The sequence below is a fragment of the Dongia sp. P2_B8 genome (assembly GCF_056404715.1).
In genome coordinates this window covers 555,177-568,839 of sequence record NZ_JBFUDM010000001.1, presented here as the reverse complement: position 1 = coordinate 568,839, position 13,663 = coordinate 555,177, and the positions used below count along the sequence as shown (strand labels likewise).

Annotated in this window: 11 protein-coding genes; 9 read left to right on the top strand and 2 right to left on the bottom strand. The window is 60.4% G+C overall.

The features are described 5' to 3' along the window. The first annotated feature begins 59 nt into the window (after positions 1-59). From AC1DWZ_RS02510 to AC1DWZ_RS02500, 3 genes are read left to right on the top strand one after another with little or no spacing between them, the layout of a single operon-like run. Positions 60-3,026 carry a bifunctional [glutamine synthetase] adenylyltransferase/[glutamine synthetase]-adenylyl-L-tyrosine phosphorylase gene (locus AC1DWZ_RS02510; protein WP_477167285.1) on the top strand — a complete coding sequence of 989 codons (2,967 nt, stop codon included), beginning with the start codon at positions 60-62 and terminating at the stop codon, positions 3,024-3,026. 11 nt (positions 3,027-3,037) lie between these two features. After that, positions 3,038-3,505, top strand: a complete 468-nt coding sequence (bcp, locus tag AC1DWZ_RS02505) for a thioredoxin-dependent thiol peroxidase (RefSeq protein WP_477167284.1) — start codon at positions 3,038-3,040, stop codon at positions 3,503-3,505. Beyond that, on the top strand, positions 3,505-4,302 hold the full coding sequence (locus tag AC1DWZ_RS02500; RefSeq protein ID WP_477167283.1) for a ferritin-like domain-containing protein: 798 nt from the start codon (positions 3,505-3,507) through the stop codon (positions 4,300-4,302). The genes bcp and AC1DWZ_RS02500 overlap by 1 nt, the downstream gene beginning before the upstream one ends. Here AC1DWZ_RS02500 and dapB read toward each other — a convergent pair. Then, complete coding sequence (gene dapB / locus AC1DWZ_RS02495; RefSeq protein ID WP_477167282.1) at positions 4,295-5,113, bottom strand: 4-hydroxy-tetrahydrodipicolinate reductase; 819 nt, start codon at positions 5,111-5,113, stop codon at positions 4,295-4,297. The genes AC1DWZ_RS02500 and dapB overlap by 8 nt on opposite strands. Before the next feature lie 196 nt (positions 5,114-5,309). Here dapB and AC1DWZ_RS02490 point away from each other — a divergent pair, with 196 nt between their 5' ends. From AC1DWZ_RS02490 to AC1DWZ_RS02465, 6 genes are all read left to right on the top strand, one after another. Continuing rightward, entirely contained in the window at positions 5,310-6,698 is a 1,389-nt protein-coding gene (locus tag AC1DWZ_RS02490) for an aspartate aminotransferase family protein (RefSeq protein ID WP_477167281.1), read from the top strand. A gap of 7 nt (positions 6,699-6,705) precedes the next feature. Beyond that, entirely contained in the window at positions 6,706-7,923 is a 1,218-nt protein-coding gene (gene hemA / locus AC1DWZ_RS02485) for a 5-aminolevulinate synthase (protein ID WP_477167740.1), read from the top strand. 217 nt (positions 7,924-8,140) lie between these two features. Next, positions 8,141-9,235, top strand: a complete 1,095-nt coding sequence (locus AC1DWZ_RS02480) for an ABC transporter ATP-binding protein (protein WP_477167280.1) — start codon at positions 8,141-8,143, stop codon at positions 9,233-9,235. A gap of 184 nt (positions 9,236-9,419) precedes the next feature. Next, positions 9,420-10,469, top strand: a complete 1,050-nt coding sequence (locus AC1DWZ_RS02475) for an ABC transporter substrate-binding protein (RefSeq protein ID WP_477167279.1) — start codon at positions 9,420-9,422, stop codon at positions 10,467-10,469. Positions 10,470-10,545: 76 nt separating this feature from the next. After that, entirely contained in the window at positions 10,546-11,787 is a 1,242-nt protein-coding gene (locus AC1DWZ_RS02470) for an ABC transporter permease (RefSeq protein ID WP_477167278.1), read from the top strand. A gap of 5 nt (positions 11,788-11,792) precedes the next feature. Next, entirely contained in the window at positions 11,793-12,665 is an 873-nt protein-coding gene (locus AC1DWZ_RS02465; RefSeq protein ID WP_477167277.1) for an ABC transporter permease, read from the top strand. 13 nt (positions 12,666-12,678) lie between these two features. Here AC1DWZ_RS02465 and AC1DWZ_RS02460 read toward each other — a convergent pair whose 3' ends face one another. After that, positions 12,679-13,566, bottom strand: coding sequence for a LysR substrate-binding domain-containing protein (locus AC1DWZ_RS02460; protein ID WP_477167276.1), 888 nt, complete (start codon positions 13,564-13,566; stop codon positions 12,679-12,681). Positions 13,567-13,663: the final 97 nt, after the last annotated feature.

Here is a 13,663-nt window from a genome sequence, read left to right as displayed (position 1 = left end):
TTGACCGGAACCAGTTGCTTCAGCAGTCTCTCGGTTTCCCCGCTGACAATAGCCAGACAATGCCCCTCGCAACCATTGCCGCCATTGATGCCACCAAACTGCCGCGCCCGAGCGACCAACGGCAGGTAGACCTTCATCTTGAACAATTGACGCAAAACCTGCCGCCTGAGGCAATGGCCATGCTGGCCAACCCCACGGTACAGGCATTGCTTGCCGCCTTGTTCGGCAATTCTCCCTTCCTCGGCCGGTGCCTGTTGGCTGAAACCGACGCATTTTTTCAACTTTTAACGCAGGATATCGATTCTGTCTTTAACAATGTCGTGACCGGCATCACACCCAAGGCATTGGAAAGCCTGGATGAAGTCGCGTTGATGACAGCCTTGCGGCGGGCGCGGCGGCAGGTCGCCCTCATCGTCGCCACGGCCGATATCGCCGGTTTGTGGCCATTGGAAAAAGTAACGGCAGCACTTACTCAATTTGCCGAGGCGGCACTGCAGGCAGCTATTTGTCATCTGCTGCGCAATCTGGCGCGCACCAACGAAATCGAGCTCCCCTTCCCAGACGAGCCGGAACGTGACAGTGGCCTGATCGTGCTGGGCCTTGGGAAACTCGGCGCCCGGGAACTAAACTATTCCAGTGACATCGACCTCATCCTGCTCTTTGAGCGTGAGAAAGTCCGCTACACGGGCAGGAAGACTGCTCAAGAATGTTTTGTGCGGTTGGCGCGCAATCTGGTGAGGTTGCTGCAGGATGCGACCGCGGATGGCTATGTCTTTCGTATCGATCTGCGTCTGCGACCAGATCCGGCCTCGACACCGCTGGTCATTTCCACCCTCGCCGCGGAAACTTATTACGAAGGCATGGGGCAGAATTGGGAACGCGCAGCCATGATCAAGGCGCGCGTCGTTGCCGGCGATATCGTCGCGGGCGAGATGTATTTATACCGTCTCCGCCCCTTCATCTGGCGCAAGCATCTGGACTTTGCGGCCATCCAGGACATTCATTCAATCAAACGGCAGATCTATGCCGTCAAGGGCCATCGTCACGTTGCTGTCGCCGGGCACAATATCAAGCTCGGCCGCGGCGGCATCCGCGAAGTGGAGTTCTTTGCCCAGACCCAGCAATTGATCTGGGGCCGCCGCGCCAAGGAACTGCGCAAGCGTGCGACCTGTGCTGCTATCGAAGGCCTCGTCCAGGTCGGCAAGTGCAGCCGCCAGGTCGCTGATGAACTCATTGCCGCCTACCGCTATCTGCGCCAGATCGAACATCGGCTGCAGATGATCGATGATCAACAGACCCAGACCTTGCCGGATTATGGTCCAGCCTTGGACCGCGTCGCCATCTTCAGCGGCCATGCCGACACAGCGGCATTTGAAGCGACCCTGCGGCACCATTTGGGCCGGGTCGAAGATCATTACGCCGAACTATTTGAAGAAGCGCCGACCTTGGGAGCCGTGGAGGCCGGCATCGCCGGCAGCCTGGTCTTTACGGGGACCGAAGATGATCCCGAGACGGTGCACAATCTCGAACGCATGGGCTTTCCTGACGGTACCGCCGTGTCGGCCCAGATCCGTGCCTGGCATCACGGACGCTACCGCGCGACGCGCAGTGCCCGCGCCCGCGAATTGCTGACGGAGCTGATGCCACGATTGCTGACCACGCTCGGTCAGACGGCGGACCCCGACACGGCGTTCCGCCGTTTCGACGATTTTCTACGTGCCTTGCCGGCCGGCGTCCAGTTCTTCGCCTTGCTCTATTCCAACCCTGCCTTGCTCGATCTCATCGCCGAAGTGATGGGCACAGCACCACTGTTGGCCGAGCAACTGGCCAGACGCCCAGCCCTGCTCGACGGCGTGCTGGCAGCCGGCCTCTACGACGCCAATGCCGATCGCACCATGCTGGCTGCCGATCTCGACCGCCAGCTGGATCTGGCACCCGATTTCCAGGAGGCCTTGGACGTCTTGCGCCGCTGGACCACGGACCAGCAGTTCCAGATCGGCGTCCGTATCCTGCGCGGCACGCTGGATGGCGATTTGGCCGGGCCATTGCTATCGGACGTGGCCGATTGCGCGCTCGCGGCTTTGTTTCCCCTTGTTGCTGCCGAGTTCGAAATACAGCATGGCAAATTGCCAGGGCGCGGCATGGTGTTTCTGGCACTCGGCAAGCTCGGCAGCCGTGAAATGACGATCACGTCGGACCTCGATCTGGTCTTCATCTATGACATACCCAGCGACGTCGCCGATTGGGACACGACCTTGTCGAACGGACCCAAGCCTTTGGCGCCGATCCAATACTATGCGCGCCTCGCCCAGCGCCTGATCAACGCCATCACGGCACCGACGGGCGAAGGTCGCCTGTTCGAAGTCGATATGCGCCTGCGGCCTAGCGGCAATTCGGGACCAATCGCCAGCGGCCTGGGGCCATTCGAGAAGTATGAACTCAGCGAAGCCTGGACATGGGAACATATGGCGCTCACCCGGGCACGTGTGATCGCCGGCGATCCGCGCCTCGCCGAAGACACGATGGCCATGCTTTGCCGCGTACTGCGCCAGAAGCGCGATCCGGAAAAGCTCCGCATCGATATTCTCGATATGCGCCGGCGCATGGCGCAGCAATATCGCACGGATGACATCTGGGACTTGAAGCATTGTCGAGGCGGCCAGGTCGATATCGACTTTATCTCGCAGTATCTCGTCCTGAAACATGCTGTGGATTTCCCAGAGATCATCGCCGGTGATCCGGTCATCGCCCTGGCGCAGGCCCATCTGTTGGGTTTGATCGACCCCGTGACCGGGGACCGGCTGATCTTTGCCGCCAGGCTATGGCACCGGCTGCAGCAAGTGATCCGGCTTATCGTCGGCGGCAAGCTGGAAGAAGAAAAGCTAGGACCGCCAGCCCGCAAGCATCTGGCCCAGATCGTGGCAGAACCTGACTTTGGCGCCTTGAAGGCGCTGGTCATGGAGCAGGAGGCTACTGTTTTCGCCTGCTTCGAGGCTATATTCGGCATAGAACCAACGAACGATTGAGGGAGACCCCCATGGCACTCGATATCGGCAGCAAGGCGCCGGCCTTTTCCATGAAGACCGACGGTGGCGGCAAGGTCAGCCTGAGCGAACTCAAGGGCAAGAATGTCGTCCTTTATTTCTACCCCAAGGATGATACCAGCGGCTGCACCGCCGAAGCCTGCGGCTTTCGCGACAAACTGCCAGCCTTCAAGAAGCTGGATGCCGTCATTATCGGCGTCTCGCGCGATTCCGTGGAAAGCCACGACAAGTTCAAGAAGAAGTACGACATCAACTTCGCCCTCGGTTCGGACGACAGCGGCAAGGTAACCGAGGCCTACGAGGTCTGGGTCGAAAAGAGCATGTATGGCCGCAAATATATGGGCATCGAACGCGCCACATTCCTCATCGACGGCAAGGGAATCATCCGCGGCCTCTGGCGCAAGGTAAAGGTGCCGGGCCATGTCGAGGAAGTGGCCAAGGCTATCAAAGAACTCGACTGATGTTGGATCTGGCCCAGGAAGCCGTCGCCATTCTGTCGACGGCCGACGCGTCGGCAAAGGCCAAAGCGGCGCGTGCGCTCGGGGCTGCCTGGCGCGATGGCCGGGCCGCTTTCCAGGGGCCGGCACGGCCACCTTCTCGGCCGGCAAGACCCGCACATCCCGAACTGCGCCGTCCTGGCGACATGCCTAAGCGCAAGGCTGGCGGCAATCTAGAAAAGCGGGTGGCCCTCCTGCATGCGCTGGCGCATATCGAACTCAACGCCATCGATCTCGCCTGGGATCTCATCGCCAGGTTTGGCAGCCATGATCTGCCGCGCTACTTCTTCGACGATTGGGTCCGTGTCGGCGATGAGGAAGCTTTGCACTTCACCATGCTGGTCGCTCGGTTGGGCGAACTTGGTGCCAGCTATGGCGACCTGCCGGCCCATGACGGATTGTGGCAGTCGGCGGAGGAGACGGCGCACGACCTCCTCGCCCGCCTTGCTGTCGTGCCCTTGGTGCTGGAAGCGCGCGGGCTCGACGTGTCGCCCGCCACCATTGCCGATCTGCGGCGCGCCGGCGACGAGGAATCGGCAGCCGTCCTCGACATCATCTATCGCGACGAAATCGGACATGTCGCCGCCGGCAAGCGCTGGTTCGATCATGTGGCGCTGGGGCAAGGCCACGATCCGGCGACGATCTGGCAGCATTTGGTGGGTAAGCACTTCCGCGGCCGGTTGAAGCCGCCCTTCAACCGCGCCGCCCGTGACGAAGCCGGCTTTGGCGCCGCCTTCTACGAACCGATCGCTCTCATTTAGCCGGCAGTTCACCAAACAGCAGATTGTCCAGCCCGCGCACCAGGCCCTTCAACGCCACGACACGGCGCGCCGCCAGCAAAGTGCCGGCAACATAGGGGCCGGCCGAGGTGCCGGCATCGTGGCGGATGGTCAGGCGTTCGCCATCCTTGCCGAAGATCGTCTCGACCGCGAGGACGTAGCTCGGCAAGCGCACAGCATGGACGCGACCGCCGCCGACATCAGCACCGCGCGCTTCCTGCGGACCGATAATGTCCTTGATCGGATAGCCCGGCAGGCTCTTCTGGATGGCGCCCATGCGTTCGGCGAGTTCCCGCGCCGTGCCGGAGGGCACGTCAGGCTTGGTCGATTTGGCGTAATCGATGATCTCGTAGTCCGGCACATGCTGCGCCGCCAGCAGCGAGAAACGGGTGAGCAGACTGGCGGTGATCGAAAAGTTGCCACTCGCCACGACGCCCAGACCTTGCTTCTCCGCGAATTTCGCAATCTCGTCATAGTCGGCGGCAGCAAGACCTGAGGTGCCGATGACGGCCGGCACACCCAATTCCAGCGCCTTCAGGACATTTGCTTTCACTGCCGAGGGGTGCGTGTAGTCGACATAGACGTCCGTCGGGTGCGCCTTCAACGCAGCTTCAACACTGGACGTCACCGCAAGCCCCAGCGCGTCCAGGCCGGCGAGCGTGCCCGCATCCTGGCCGGCGGCCTTACGGGCAACGGCACCTGACAACGACAAGTCGGCGGCGGCAGCCACTCCCGCGACGAGCGCCTTTCCGGTCCAACCGGTGGCGCCCCCGATACAAATGCGAAGCGACATGACTAACCCTTTCAAAAAAGTATGATTTTTACCTCAAGTGCGACCGCATGCCCCACGGCGTTTGGCGGGTCCAGGCTTTGACTTCGGTCGAGCGACAGAGGATATTGCCATATGCGTCATAGAACCAGCCGCCAAGGATGGCAAACGGCTGGTCTTTTTATGTTCAGAACATCCTTTACGTTGAAACAGGAAGATCATGACCGCCAGACCCAATTCGCTCGCTGCGCGTGACGGTGCCTATCACTTCCACGGCTATACCAATGCCTTGAAGAACGAGCAGGATGGCGGCTTCGTCGTGACCCGAGGCGACGGTCCCTTCGTCTACACGGAAGAAGGCAAGGAATATTTCGACGGACTTTCGGGCCTATGGTGCTGTTCGCTGGGCTTCGGCCCGCAGCCACGACTGGTCGAGGCGGCGAAGAAGCAGATGGAGACGCTGCCCTTCTATCACACCTTCACGCAGAAGGTGGCGGCACCCGCGGTCGAGCTGGCGGAAAAGCTGGTGCAACTGGCTCCTGTGCCGATGTCGAAGGCCTATTTCTGCAATTCCGGGTCGGAAGCCAACGATACGGCGGTCAAGATGGTCTGGTATTTCAACAACGCGCTGGGCCGGCCGCTGAAGAAGAAGATCATTTCGCGTGTGAAGGCTTATCATGGCGTCACGGTGGCAGCAGCCTCGCTCACCGGCCTGCCGGCCCTGCACAATCAGTTCGACCTGCCGATCGCCGGCATCCTGCGCACCGACTGCCCGCATTACTACCGTTTCGGCGAAGCGGGAGAGACGGAAGAGGCGTTTGCGACGCGCTGTGCCGACAATCTGGAAAAGCTGATCCTGGCCGAAGGCCCGGACACGATCGCCGCCATGTTCGCCGAGCCGGTCCAGGGTGCCGGCGGTGTCATCATCCCGGCCAAGACCTATTGGGACAAGATCACGGCGATCCTGAAGAAATATGATATCCTGCTGGTGGCCGACGAAGTCATCTGCGGTTTCGGCCGTACCGGCAATTGGTGGGGCACGCAGACCTTTGGCCTGCAGCCTGACATCATCACGATGGCCAAGCAATTGTCTGCCGGCCAGTTGCCGATCGCTGCCATCCTCATCAACCAGCGTGTCTATGAGGGACTGCGCGATCAATCGAACAAGCTTGGCGGCTTTGCCCATGGCCTGACCTATTCCGGTCATCCGGTCTCGGCAGCCGTGGCGCTGGAGACCATCAAGATTTACGAAGACCTCAACATCGTCGACCGGGTCCGAAGCCTGGCACCCTTGTTCAAGCGCGAGATGATGGCCTATGCCGACCATCCGCTGGTGGGCGAAGTGCGCGTCACTGGCTTGGTGGGCGCCATCGAACTGGTCAAGGACAAGAAGACTCATGAGAGCTTCGATGCCAAGCTGGCCGTCGGTCCGACATTGGTAAACAAATTTGCCCATGAGCATGGGCTGATCATCCGCCCGGTGATTGACTCGGCCTGCTTCTGTCCGCCGCTCATCTCGACGGAAACGCAGATCACGGAGATGTTCGGCCGCTTCGGGCGGGCGCTCAAGGATACGCACGAATGGCTGAAGCGTGACGGTCATGCCTGAGTCAAAGATAGACTTCCAGGCCCTGTTTGCGACGCGGCTCGATGCCTTGAAGGCAGAAGGCCGATACCGTGTCTTTGCCGATATCGAGCGCATCGCGGGCCAGTTCCCCAAAGCGCTCTATCGCGCCACGCCTGGTGGCATGCCGACCGAAGTCACCGTCTGGTGCAGCAACGACTATCTCGGCCAGGGCCAGGACCCCAGCGTCATGGCGGCCATGCAGGCTGTCATTGCACGGACCGGCACCGGCGCCGGTGGCACGCGCAACATTTCCGGCAACAGCCACGAACTGGTCGAGCTGGAACGTGAGCTCGCTGCCTGGCACGGCAAGGAAGCTGCCCTCACCTTCACCTCAGGCTTCGTCGCCAATGAAGCCGCGCTGAGTGTGCTGGCGCGCCAGATCCCGGATTGCATCGTCTTTTCCGATGCCTCGAACCATGCCTCGATGATTGCCGGCATCCGCAACAGCCGCGCCGAATATCATATCTTCCGCCACAACGATGCCGACCATCTGCGCGAATTGCTGGCGGCGGCACCGGCAGGCAGGCCGAAGCTCGTGGCATTCGAAAGCGTCTATTCGATGGATGGCGATATCGCGCCCATCGCGGCAATCTGCGACGTCGCAGCAGAATTCGGCGCCCTCACCTATCTCGATGAAGTGCATGCGGTTGGGCTCTACGGGGCGACAGGCGCAGGTGTGGCGGCGCGCGAAGGCATCGCCCACCGCCTCGACGTCATCCAGGGTACGCTCGGCAAGGCCTTTGGCCTGATGGGCGGTTACATCGCCGGCTCAGCCCTGCTGGTCGATTTCGTGCGCAGCTTTGCGCCGGGCTTTATCTTCACCACGGCCCTGCCGCCGGTCATCGCCGCCGGCGCACGCGCCAGCCTTGCACGCCTCATCGCGGCGGACGGCTTGCGTGTCCGCCATCAGGCCCATGCCGCCCGGCTGAAACAGATGCTGGCCGAAGCCGGCCTGCCTGTCCTGGCCAGCGACAGCCATATCGTGCCGCTGATGGTCGGCGATGCCGACGCTTGTCGGAAGGCCGCACAGCTTCTGCTGGAGCGCCATAAAATATATGTCCAACCGATCAACTTTCCCACCGTGCCGCGGGGGACGGAACGCCTGCGCCTGACGCCGACGCCCTATCACGATGAGGCATTAATGCATACATTGACGGCCGCTTTGCGCGATGTGTGGCGCGAGTTGTATTTGCCGCTTGCCGCTTAAGGTTGTCGTGCGCCGCGAGTGATAGCAGCACGAAATATGAGCATCAGCGTTTTGCATTTGACTCATTAAGCTCCGTTGCTTTAAACGCGAATGGCGGGAAAAATTCCGCGATCGCGAAGGCGCTCATTCGGGCGCACTTGGCGGTGATAAAAAATGACAAAAAACAGCGAGTGATGTGACCTGTCAGGGTTACTCAACGGGGGCTAATTAAAGGACGATGGGAACGACCAACGATCCGTTTGTCACATTTACCGATGTCCAGAAAACCTATGACGGCGAAACTCTTGTCGTCAAAAATCTCAATCTGACGATTGAGCATGGGGAATTCCTGACCCTGCTGGGTCCATCCGGTTCTGGCAAGACGACGACACTCATGATGCTGGCCGGGTTCGAGGTTCCGACCCATGGCCGCATCGAAATGGGCGGAGCCGAAATCAACAATCTGGCACCGCACAAGCGCAACATCGGCATGGTGTTCCAGAACTATGCCCTCTTCCCGCACATGACGGTCGAGGAAAACCTCGCCTTCCCGCTGCAGGTACGCAAGATCGCCAAAGACGAGACCGCCAAGAAAGTCCAGCGCGCGCTCGAAATGGTGCAGATGCCGCAGCTGGCCAAGCGCCGGCCGGCACAGCTGTCCGGTGGCCAGCAGCAGCGCGTGGCACTTGCCCGGGCCCTCGTCTTCGACCCGAAGCTGGTCCTGATGGATGAGCCCCTGGGCGCGCTCGACAAGCAGCTGCGCGAGCATATGCAGATCGAGATCAAGCATATTCACGAACGGCTCGGGGTCACGGTCGTCTATGTGACCCACGACCAGTCCGAAGCCTTAACCATGTCGGATCGGGTCGCCGTCTTCAATGACGGGATCATCCAGCAGTTGGCCAAGCCCAGCGATCTTTACGAGCGGCCGGAAAATTCCTTCGTGGCCCAGTTCATCGGCGAGAACAATCGCCTGAGCGGCAAGGTCGCGACCGTCAACGGCAAGTCCTGCGGGGTCTCCATCTCCGATTTCGGCATGGTCAGCGCCATTCCTGTCGGCGTCCAGAGCGTTGGCAGCCCGACCACCTTGTCCTTGCGCCCGGAGCGAGTCCGTATCAACCCGGACGCCAGCGCCTATGCCAATCAGTTCGATGCCGAGGTGCAGGAACTGATCTATCTGGGCGACCACACGCGCTGCCGCGTCTCGGTCCTCGGCAATTCAAACTTCATCATCAAGGTCGCAAATTCCGAGGGCATCCCCAGTTTGACGCCAGGCCAAAAGGTCCGGGTCGGCTGGAAGCCGGAAGATTGCCGCGCCCTCGACGCGTACTAACGCAGAATTGTTTGGACCGCCGTCCGCAGTGGTCGTCAAAATGCGGCTGCTGCCACGTTCAGTAAATGATTACCGGGCCCAGTCTTTGTGCCGCTCCGGCAGGGACCCGGGAAAGTTGGGGACAATCAGGAGAGGCTCCGCACAGTCAAATAAGCTGGCGGGCAAACAGGGAAGGTAGACGGATATGAAATTACAACTTACGACCATGGGCTTCGTCGCTGCGGTTATCACCGCTGGCGCGATCGCCCCGGCAGCTGCAGAAGGTACGCTGACAGTAACGTCATGGGGCGGTGCCTACTCCGAAAGCCAGCGCAAGGCGTACTACGAGCCCTGGATGGCGGAGACCAAGAACAAGCTGGTCGAAGAAGAATATGACGGCGAGCTCGGCAAGCTCAAAGCCATGAAAGAGGCCGGCAGCGTCACCTGGGACGTGATCGACGTCGACTCAGCGCACGCTCTTTCGGGCTGCGATGAAGGCCTCCTGGAAAAGCTCGACTACAGCAAGATCGCTGACCAGTCGAAGTTCTTGCCCGGTACGGCGTTGGAATGCGCCATTGGCACGATCGCCTATTCGACGATCTTTGCCTTCGATACCTCCGTTCTGAAGGACGCTCAGCCGACTTCGCTCGCTGACCTGTTCGACACCAAGAAGTTCCCCGGTAAGCGCGGCCTGCTGAAGAAGCCCTTCGGCAACCTGGAATGGGCACTGATTGCCGATGGCGTTCCTGCCGACAAGGTCTATGAGACCCTGGGCACGCCGGCTGGCGTCGATCAGGCGTTCAAGAAGCTGGACACCATCAAGAAGGACGTCGTCTGGTGGGAAGCCGGTGCACAGCCGCCGGAACTGTTGGCCAACGGCGAAGTCGTGATGACCAGCGCCTGGAACGGCCGTATCGGCAATGCGATCAAGGAAGGCAAGCCCTTCAAGATCGTTTGGGATTATCAGGAATTCGATTGGGATTTCTGGGTGATTCCGGTCGGCACCAAGAATCTCGATCTCGCCTATGACTTCGTCAAATTTGCCAGCGACCCCAAGAACATGTCGCAGCAATCGAAGTACATCGCCTACGCGCCGACGCATGTCGACGCCATCGGCCTGGTCGATCCGGCGATTGCCCCGACCCTGCCGACCTTCCCGGACAACATGAAGACGGCCATTCCGACCGATCTCGCTTTCTGGGCGGATAACAACGAAGAGCTCACCAAGCGTTTCAACGCCTGGCTGGCTCAGTAACCGACCGCGACGCGTGCTGGACGGCATCCGCCGTTCAGCACGCGCCTTTTTTCCTTTCGATGAGTGATCCTGTCATATGGCCGCAGTTGACGTTCCGGGCATCCTAACCATCGACGGTGTTCCGCTTAAAGCAAAGCTGGCACGCGCCGACCGAACCCGGAAGCTACGGGCCCTGGGCCTGGTCCTGCCCCTCTTCCTCTTCATCCTCATCACGTTTCTCATTCCGCTCGCGGTCATGACCTTCAAGAGCGTGAAGAACAGCGAGACCTTTGGTCGCCTCGACCACACCAAGGAAGCCCTGGCCGATTGGGATCAACAGACCCTTCCCGGAGAGGCTGCCTTTGCAGCACTCGCCCAGGACCTGCAAGACGCGCAGAAAAAGCGCTTGGCGGGCGAAATTGCCAAGCGGATAAACTACGAATTTGCCGGCGCGCAGTCGAAATTCAAGGCAATCGCGCGCAAGGTCGAGAAGATGCAGGCGGGCCCCTACAAGGAGGTCTTCGTCGCCACCGACCCGGTGTGGAGCGATATCAAATTGTGGCGCATCATTCACAGCGCGTCACAACGGTTTACCCCCTATTATTGGCTGTCCGCCCTGGACCTGCGCCAAGGTGCTGACGGGATCGAACGAGCGCCAGTCGACCAGGCGGTCTTCATCGACGTTTATGGCCGCACTTTCTGGATCGGCGGCATCGTGACGTTGCTGACGCTGATCCTCGGCTTTCCCGTTGCCTATCTGCTGGCGACGCAGCCGGTTCATCGTGCCAGCATCCTGATGATCTTTGTGATGCTGCCGTTCTGGACATCGCTGCTGGTCCGCACCACGGCCTGGTTCGTGCTGTTGCGGACCGAAGGACCGCTCAATGATCTGGCTCAGATGATCGTCGGCATGCGTTTCGACATGATCTTCACGCGCTTCGGCACCATCCTCGCGATGACCCATATCCAGCTGCCTTTCACCTTGCTGCCGATCTACAGCGTCATGAAGACAATCCCGCCCAGCCATATTCGCGCTGCGAGATCCCTGGGCGCCGGGCCATTTCATGCCTTTTGGCGCGTCTATTATCCGCAGACCATTCCGGGCATCGCTGCCGGCTGCCTGCTGACCTTCATCCTGAGCCTCGGCTACTACATCACGCCGGCGCTGGTCGGTGGACCGCGTGATCAGATGGTCAGCTACTACATCTCCTACTACATGAACAACGTCATCAATTTCGGCCAGGCCTCGGCACTTGGGGCAACGTTGCTGATCATCACGATGACGCTCTACTGGGTCTACAATCGCCTGGTTGGCATCGACAACATGAAACTCGGTTGACCGGAATGAGCATGCTCCCCCTCCTCGGCCTGCCGCCCTATGCCTCGACAACGGAGAGGCTATGGCGACTGTTCTTTTTCGTGTTCTGCGGTGCCGTGCTGCTGTTTCTGATTGCGCCGATCCTGATCGTCATCCCGATCAGCTTCAACGACACGTCGTTTCTGTCATTCCCGCACGGCAACTGGTCGCTGCGCTGGTATGAGGAATTCTTCCAGAGTGAGCGCTGGAACCAGGCCATCGAGAACAGCATCATCATCGCCTTCTTCAGCACGATCCTGTCCACGACGCTGGGGACTGTCGCCGCACTCGGCCTGTCACGCCCCTATTTCCCGGCCCGCGCCCTGATCATGGCCGTTCTGATTTCGCCGATGATCGTCCCGGTCGTGATCACCGCGGCGGCCGTCTATTTCTTTTATGCCAACCCGCTGGGCATCGGTGACGAGCCGCTTTTCGTCCTCAATAACACGCATCTTGGCGTCATCATGGCACACACCCTTCTTGCGACACCGTTCGTCGTGATCACGGTGACGGCCACTTTGACCGGCTTCGATCAATCCATGATCCGCGCCGGTGCCAGCCTGGGCGCCACGCCGACGACGGTCTTCCGCCGCGTAATCCTGCCGCTCATTTCGCCCGGCGTCATCTCCGGGGCGCTGTTCGCCTTTGTAACGTCATGGGACGAAGTGGTGCTGGTGCTGTTCATTGGCGGTACCGACCAACGTACGCTGCCGCGGCAGATGTTCAGCGGCATTCGCGAAATGATCAGCCCCACGATCACGGCGGCCGCGACGGTGCTGGTCGCCGTCGCCGTCCTCATGCTGCTGGTCGTGGAATTGCTGCGCCGGCGCTCGGAACGTCTGCGCGGTATCCGCACCTAATTGCCAGAGGGGCCTAATCCTCTGCGGCCTGCGCACGGTCACGTGCCATCAGAAGCTGGGCCACAAGCAGATCTGTCAATTTGTTGACAGCCTCACCCGGCCCGTCGATATGACGATAGACCGCCATGCTGACATGACCGAGTTCCGGCAGATCTGTCCTTTCCAGGATCGACAATTCAGGCGGCACCGTCGACCGCGCAACGGCCGTGACACCCAGGCCGGCCTTGACCGCAGCCACCATGCCGATATGTGATTCCGTCGTCATGACAAACCGAAACGCCCGCCCCGCCGCCGATAGCCTGTCCGACATCCTTTTGCGATAGATGCAGCTCTCCGGCTGGGCGATGATCGGAACGACTTCCTGCTGGAACGGTTTTTTGCGGGCATTCGCAGCACCGACCCAGACCATCTCCTCCTGCCAGATCTGACTGGCTCGGGCGTCCGGCTTCTCAGCCGTCATCGCGATGACCAGGTCGAGCGTGCCGCCATCGAGGGCGGCGAGCAAGGCAGCGCTCAGTTCGCAGCGGATATCGAGGGCCACGTTGGGCTGTGAATCGGCAAAGCGCGCCAGCGCCTTTGGCAGCAGGCTCTGTGCAAAATCGCTGGGAATGCCAACGCGTACCGGCTGAATCGACCGGGCGCTGGCAAGCTCGCGCATTGCCTCGTCACGCAGGCGCAGAATCCTGCGCGCGTAGGGCAGCAGGCTTTCACCGGCCTTGGTCAGCTTGATCGGGCCTTTGTGACGCTGCAGCAATTCCTGGCCCAATTGGTCTTCAAGCCGGCGCAGTTGCAGGCTGATGGCCGGCTGGCTTCGCGCCAGAGCCGCCTCGGCGCGCGCAAAACCGCCTGCATCAATGATGCAAACGAACGTATCCAACAGATCCAGGCTGAACTGCTTCATGACCATAAATTTGTATATCAAATGATATGATTAGATCAATAAATTTTCTAAATACATCAATTAGGCCTAATTTCCCCGGAGCGGCATCTCGGCAACA

What these genes read in the sequence shown, in the direction of transcription:
- AC1DWZ_RS02470 (WP_477167278.1), top strand. Translation starts at nt 10,546, where the DNA reads ATGGCCGCAGTTGACGTTCCGGGCATCCTAACCATCGACGGTGTTCCG.
- AC1DWZ_RS02510 (WP_477167285.1), top strand. Translation starts at nt 60, where the DNA reads ATGCCCCTCGCAACCATTGCCGCCATTGATGCCACCAAACTGCCGCGC.
- AC1DWZ_RS02475 (WP_477167279.1), top strand. Translation starts at nt 9,420, where the DNA reads ATGAAATTACAACTTACGACCATGGGCTTCGTCGCTGCGGTTATCACC.
- AC1DWZ_RS02480 (WP_477167280.1), top strand. Translation starts at nt 8,141, where the DNA reads ATGGGAACGACCAACGATCCGTTTGTCACATTTACCGATGTCCAGAAA.
- bcp (WP_477167284.1), top strand. Translation starts at nt 3,038, where the DNA reads ATGGCACTCGATATCGGCAGCAAGGCGCCGGCCTTTTCCATGAAGACC.
- AC1DWZ_RS02490 (WP_477167281.1), top strand. Translation starts at nt 5,310, where the DNA reads ATGACCGCCAGACCCAATTCGCTCGCTGCGCGTGACGGTGCCTATCAC.
- dapB (WP_477167282.1), bottom strand. Translation starts at nt 5,113, where the DNA reads ATGTCGCTTCGCATTTGTATCGGGGGCGCCACCGGTTGGACCGGAAAG.
- AC1DWZ_RS02460 (WP_477167276.1), bottom strand. Translation starts at nt 13,566, where the DNA reads ATGAAGCAGTTCAGCCTGGATCTGTTGGATACGTTCGTTTGCATCATT.
- AC1DWZ_RS02465 (WP_477167277.1), top strand. Translation starts at nt 11,793, where the DNA reads ATGAGCATGCTCCCCCTCCTCGGCCTGCCGCCCTATGCCTCGACAACG.
- AC1DWZ_RS02500 (WP_477167283.1), top strand. Translation starts at nt 3,505, where the DNA reads ATGTTGGATCTGGCCCAGGAAGCCGTCGCCATTCTGTCGACGGCCGAC.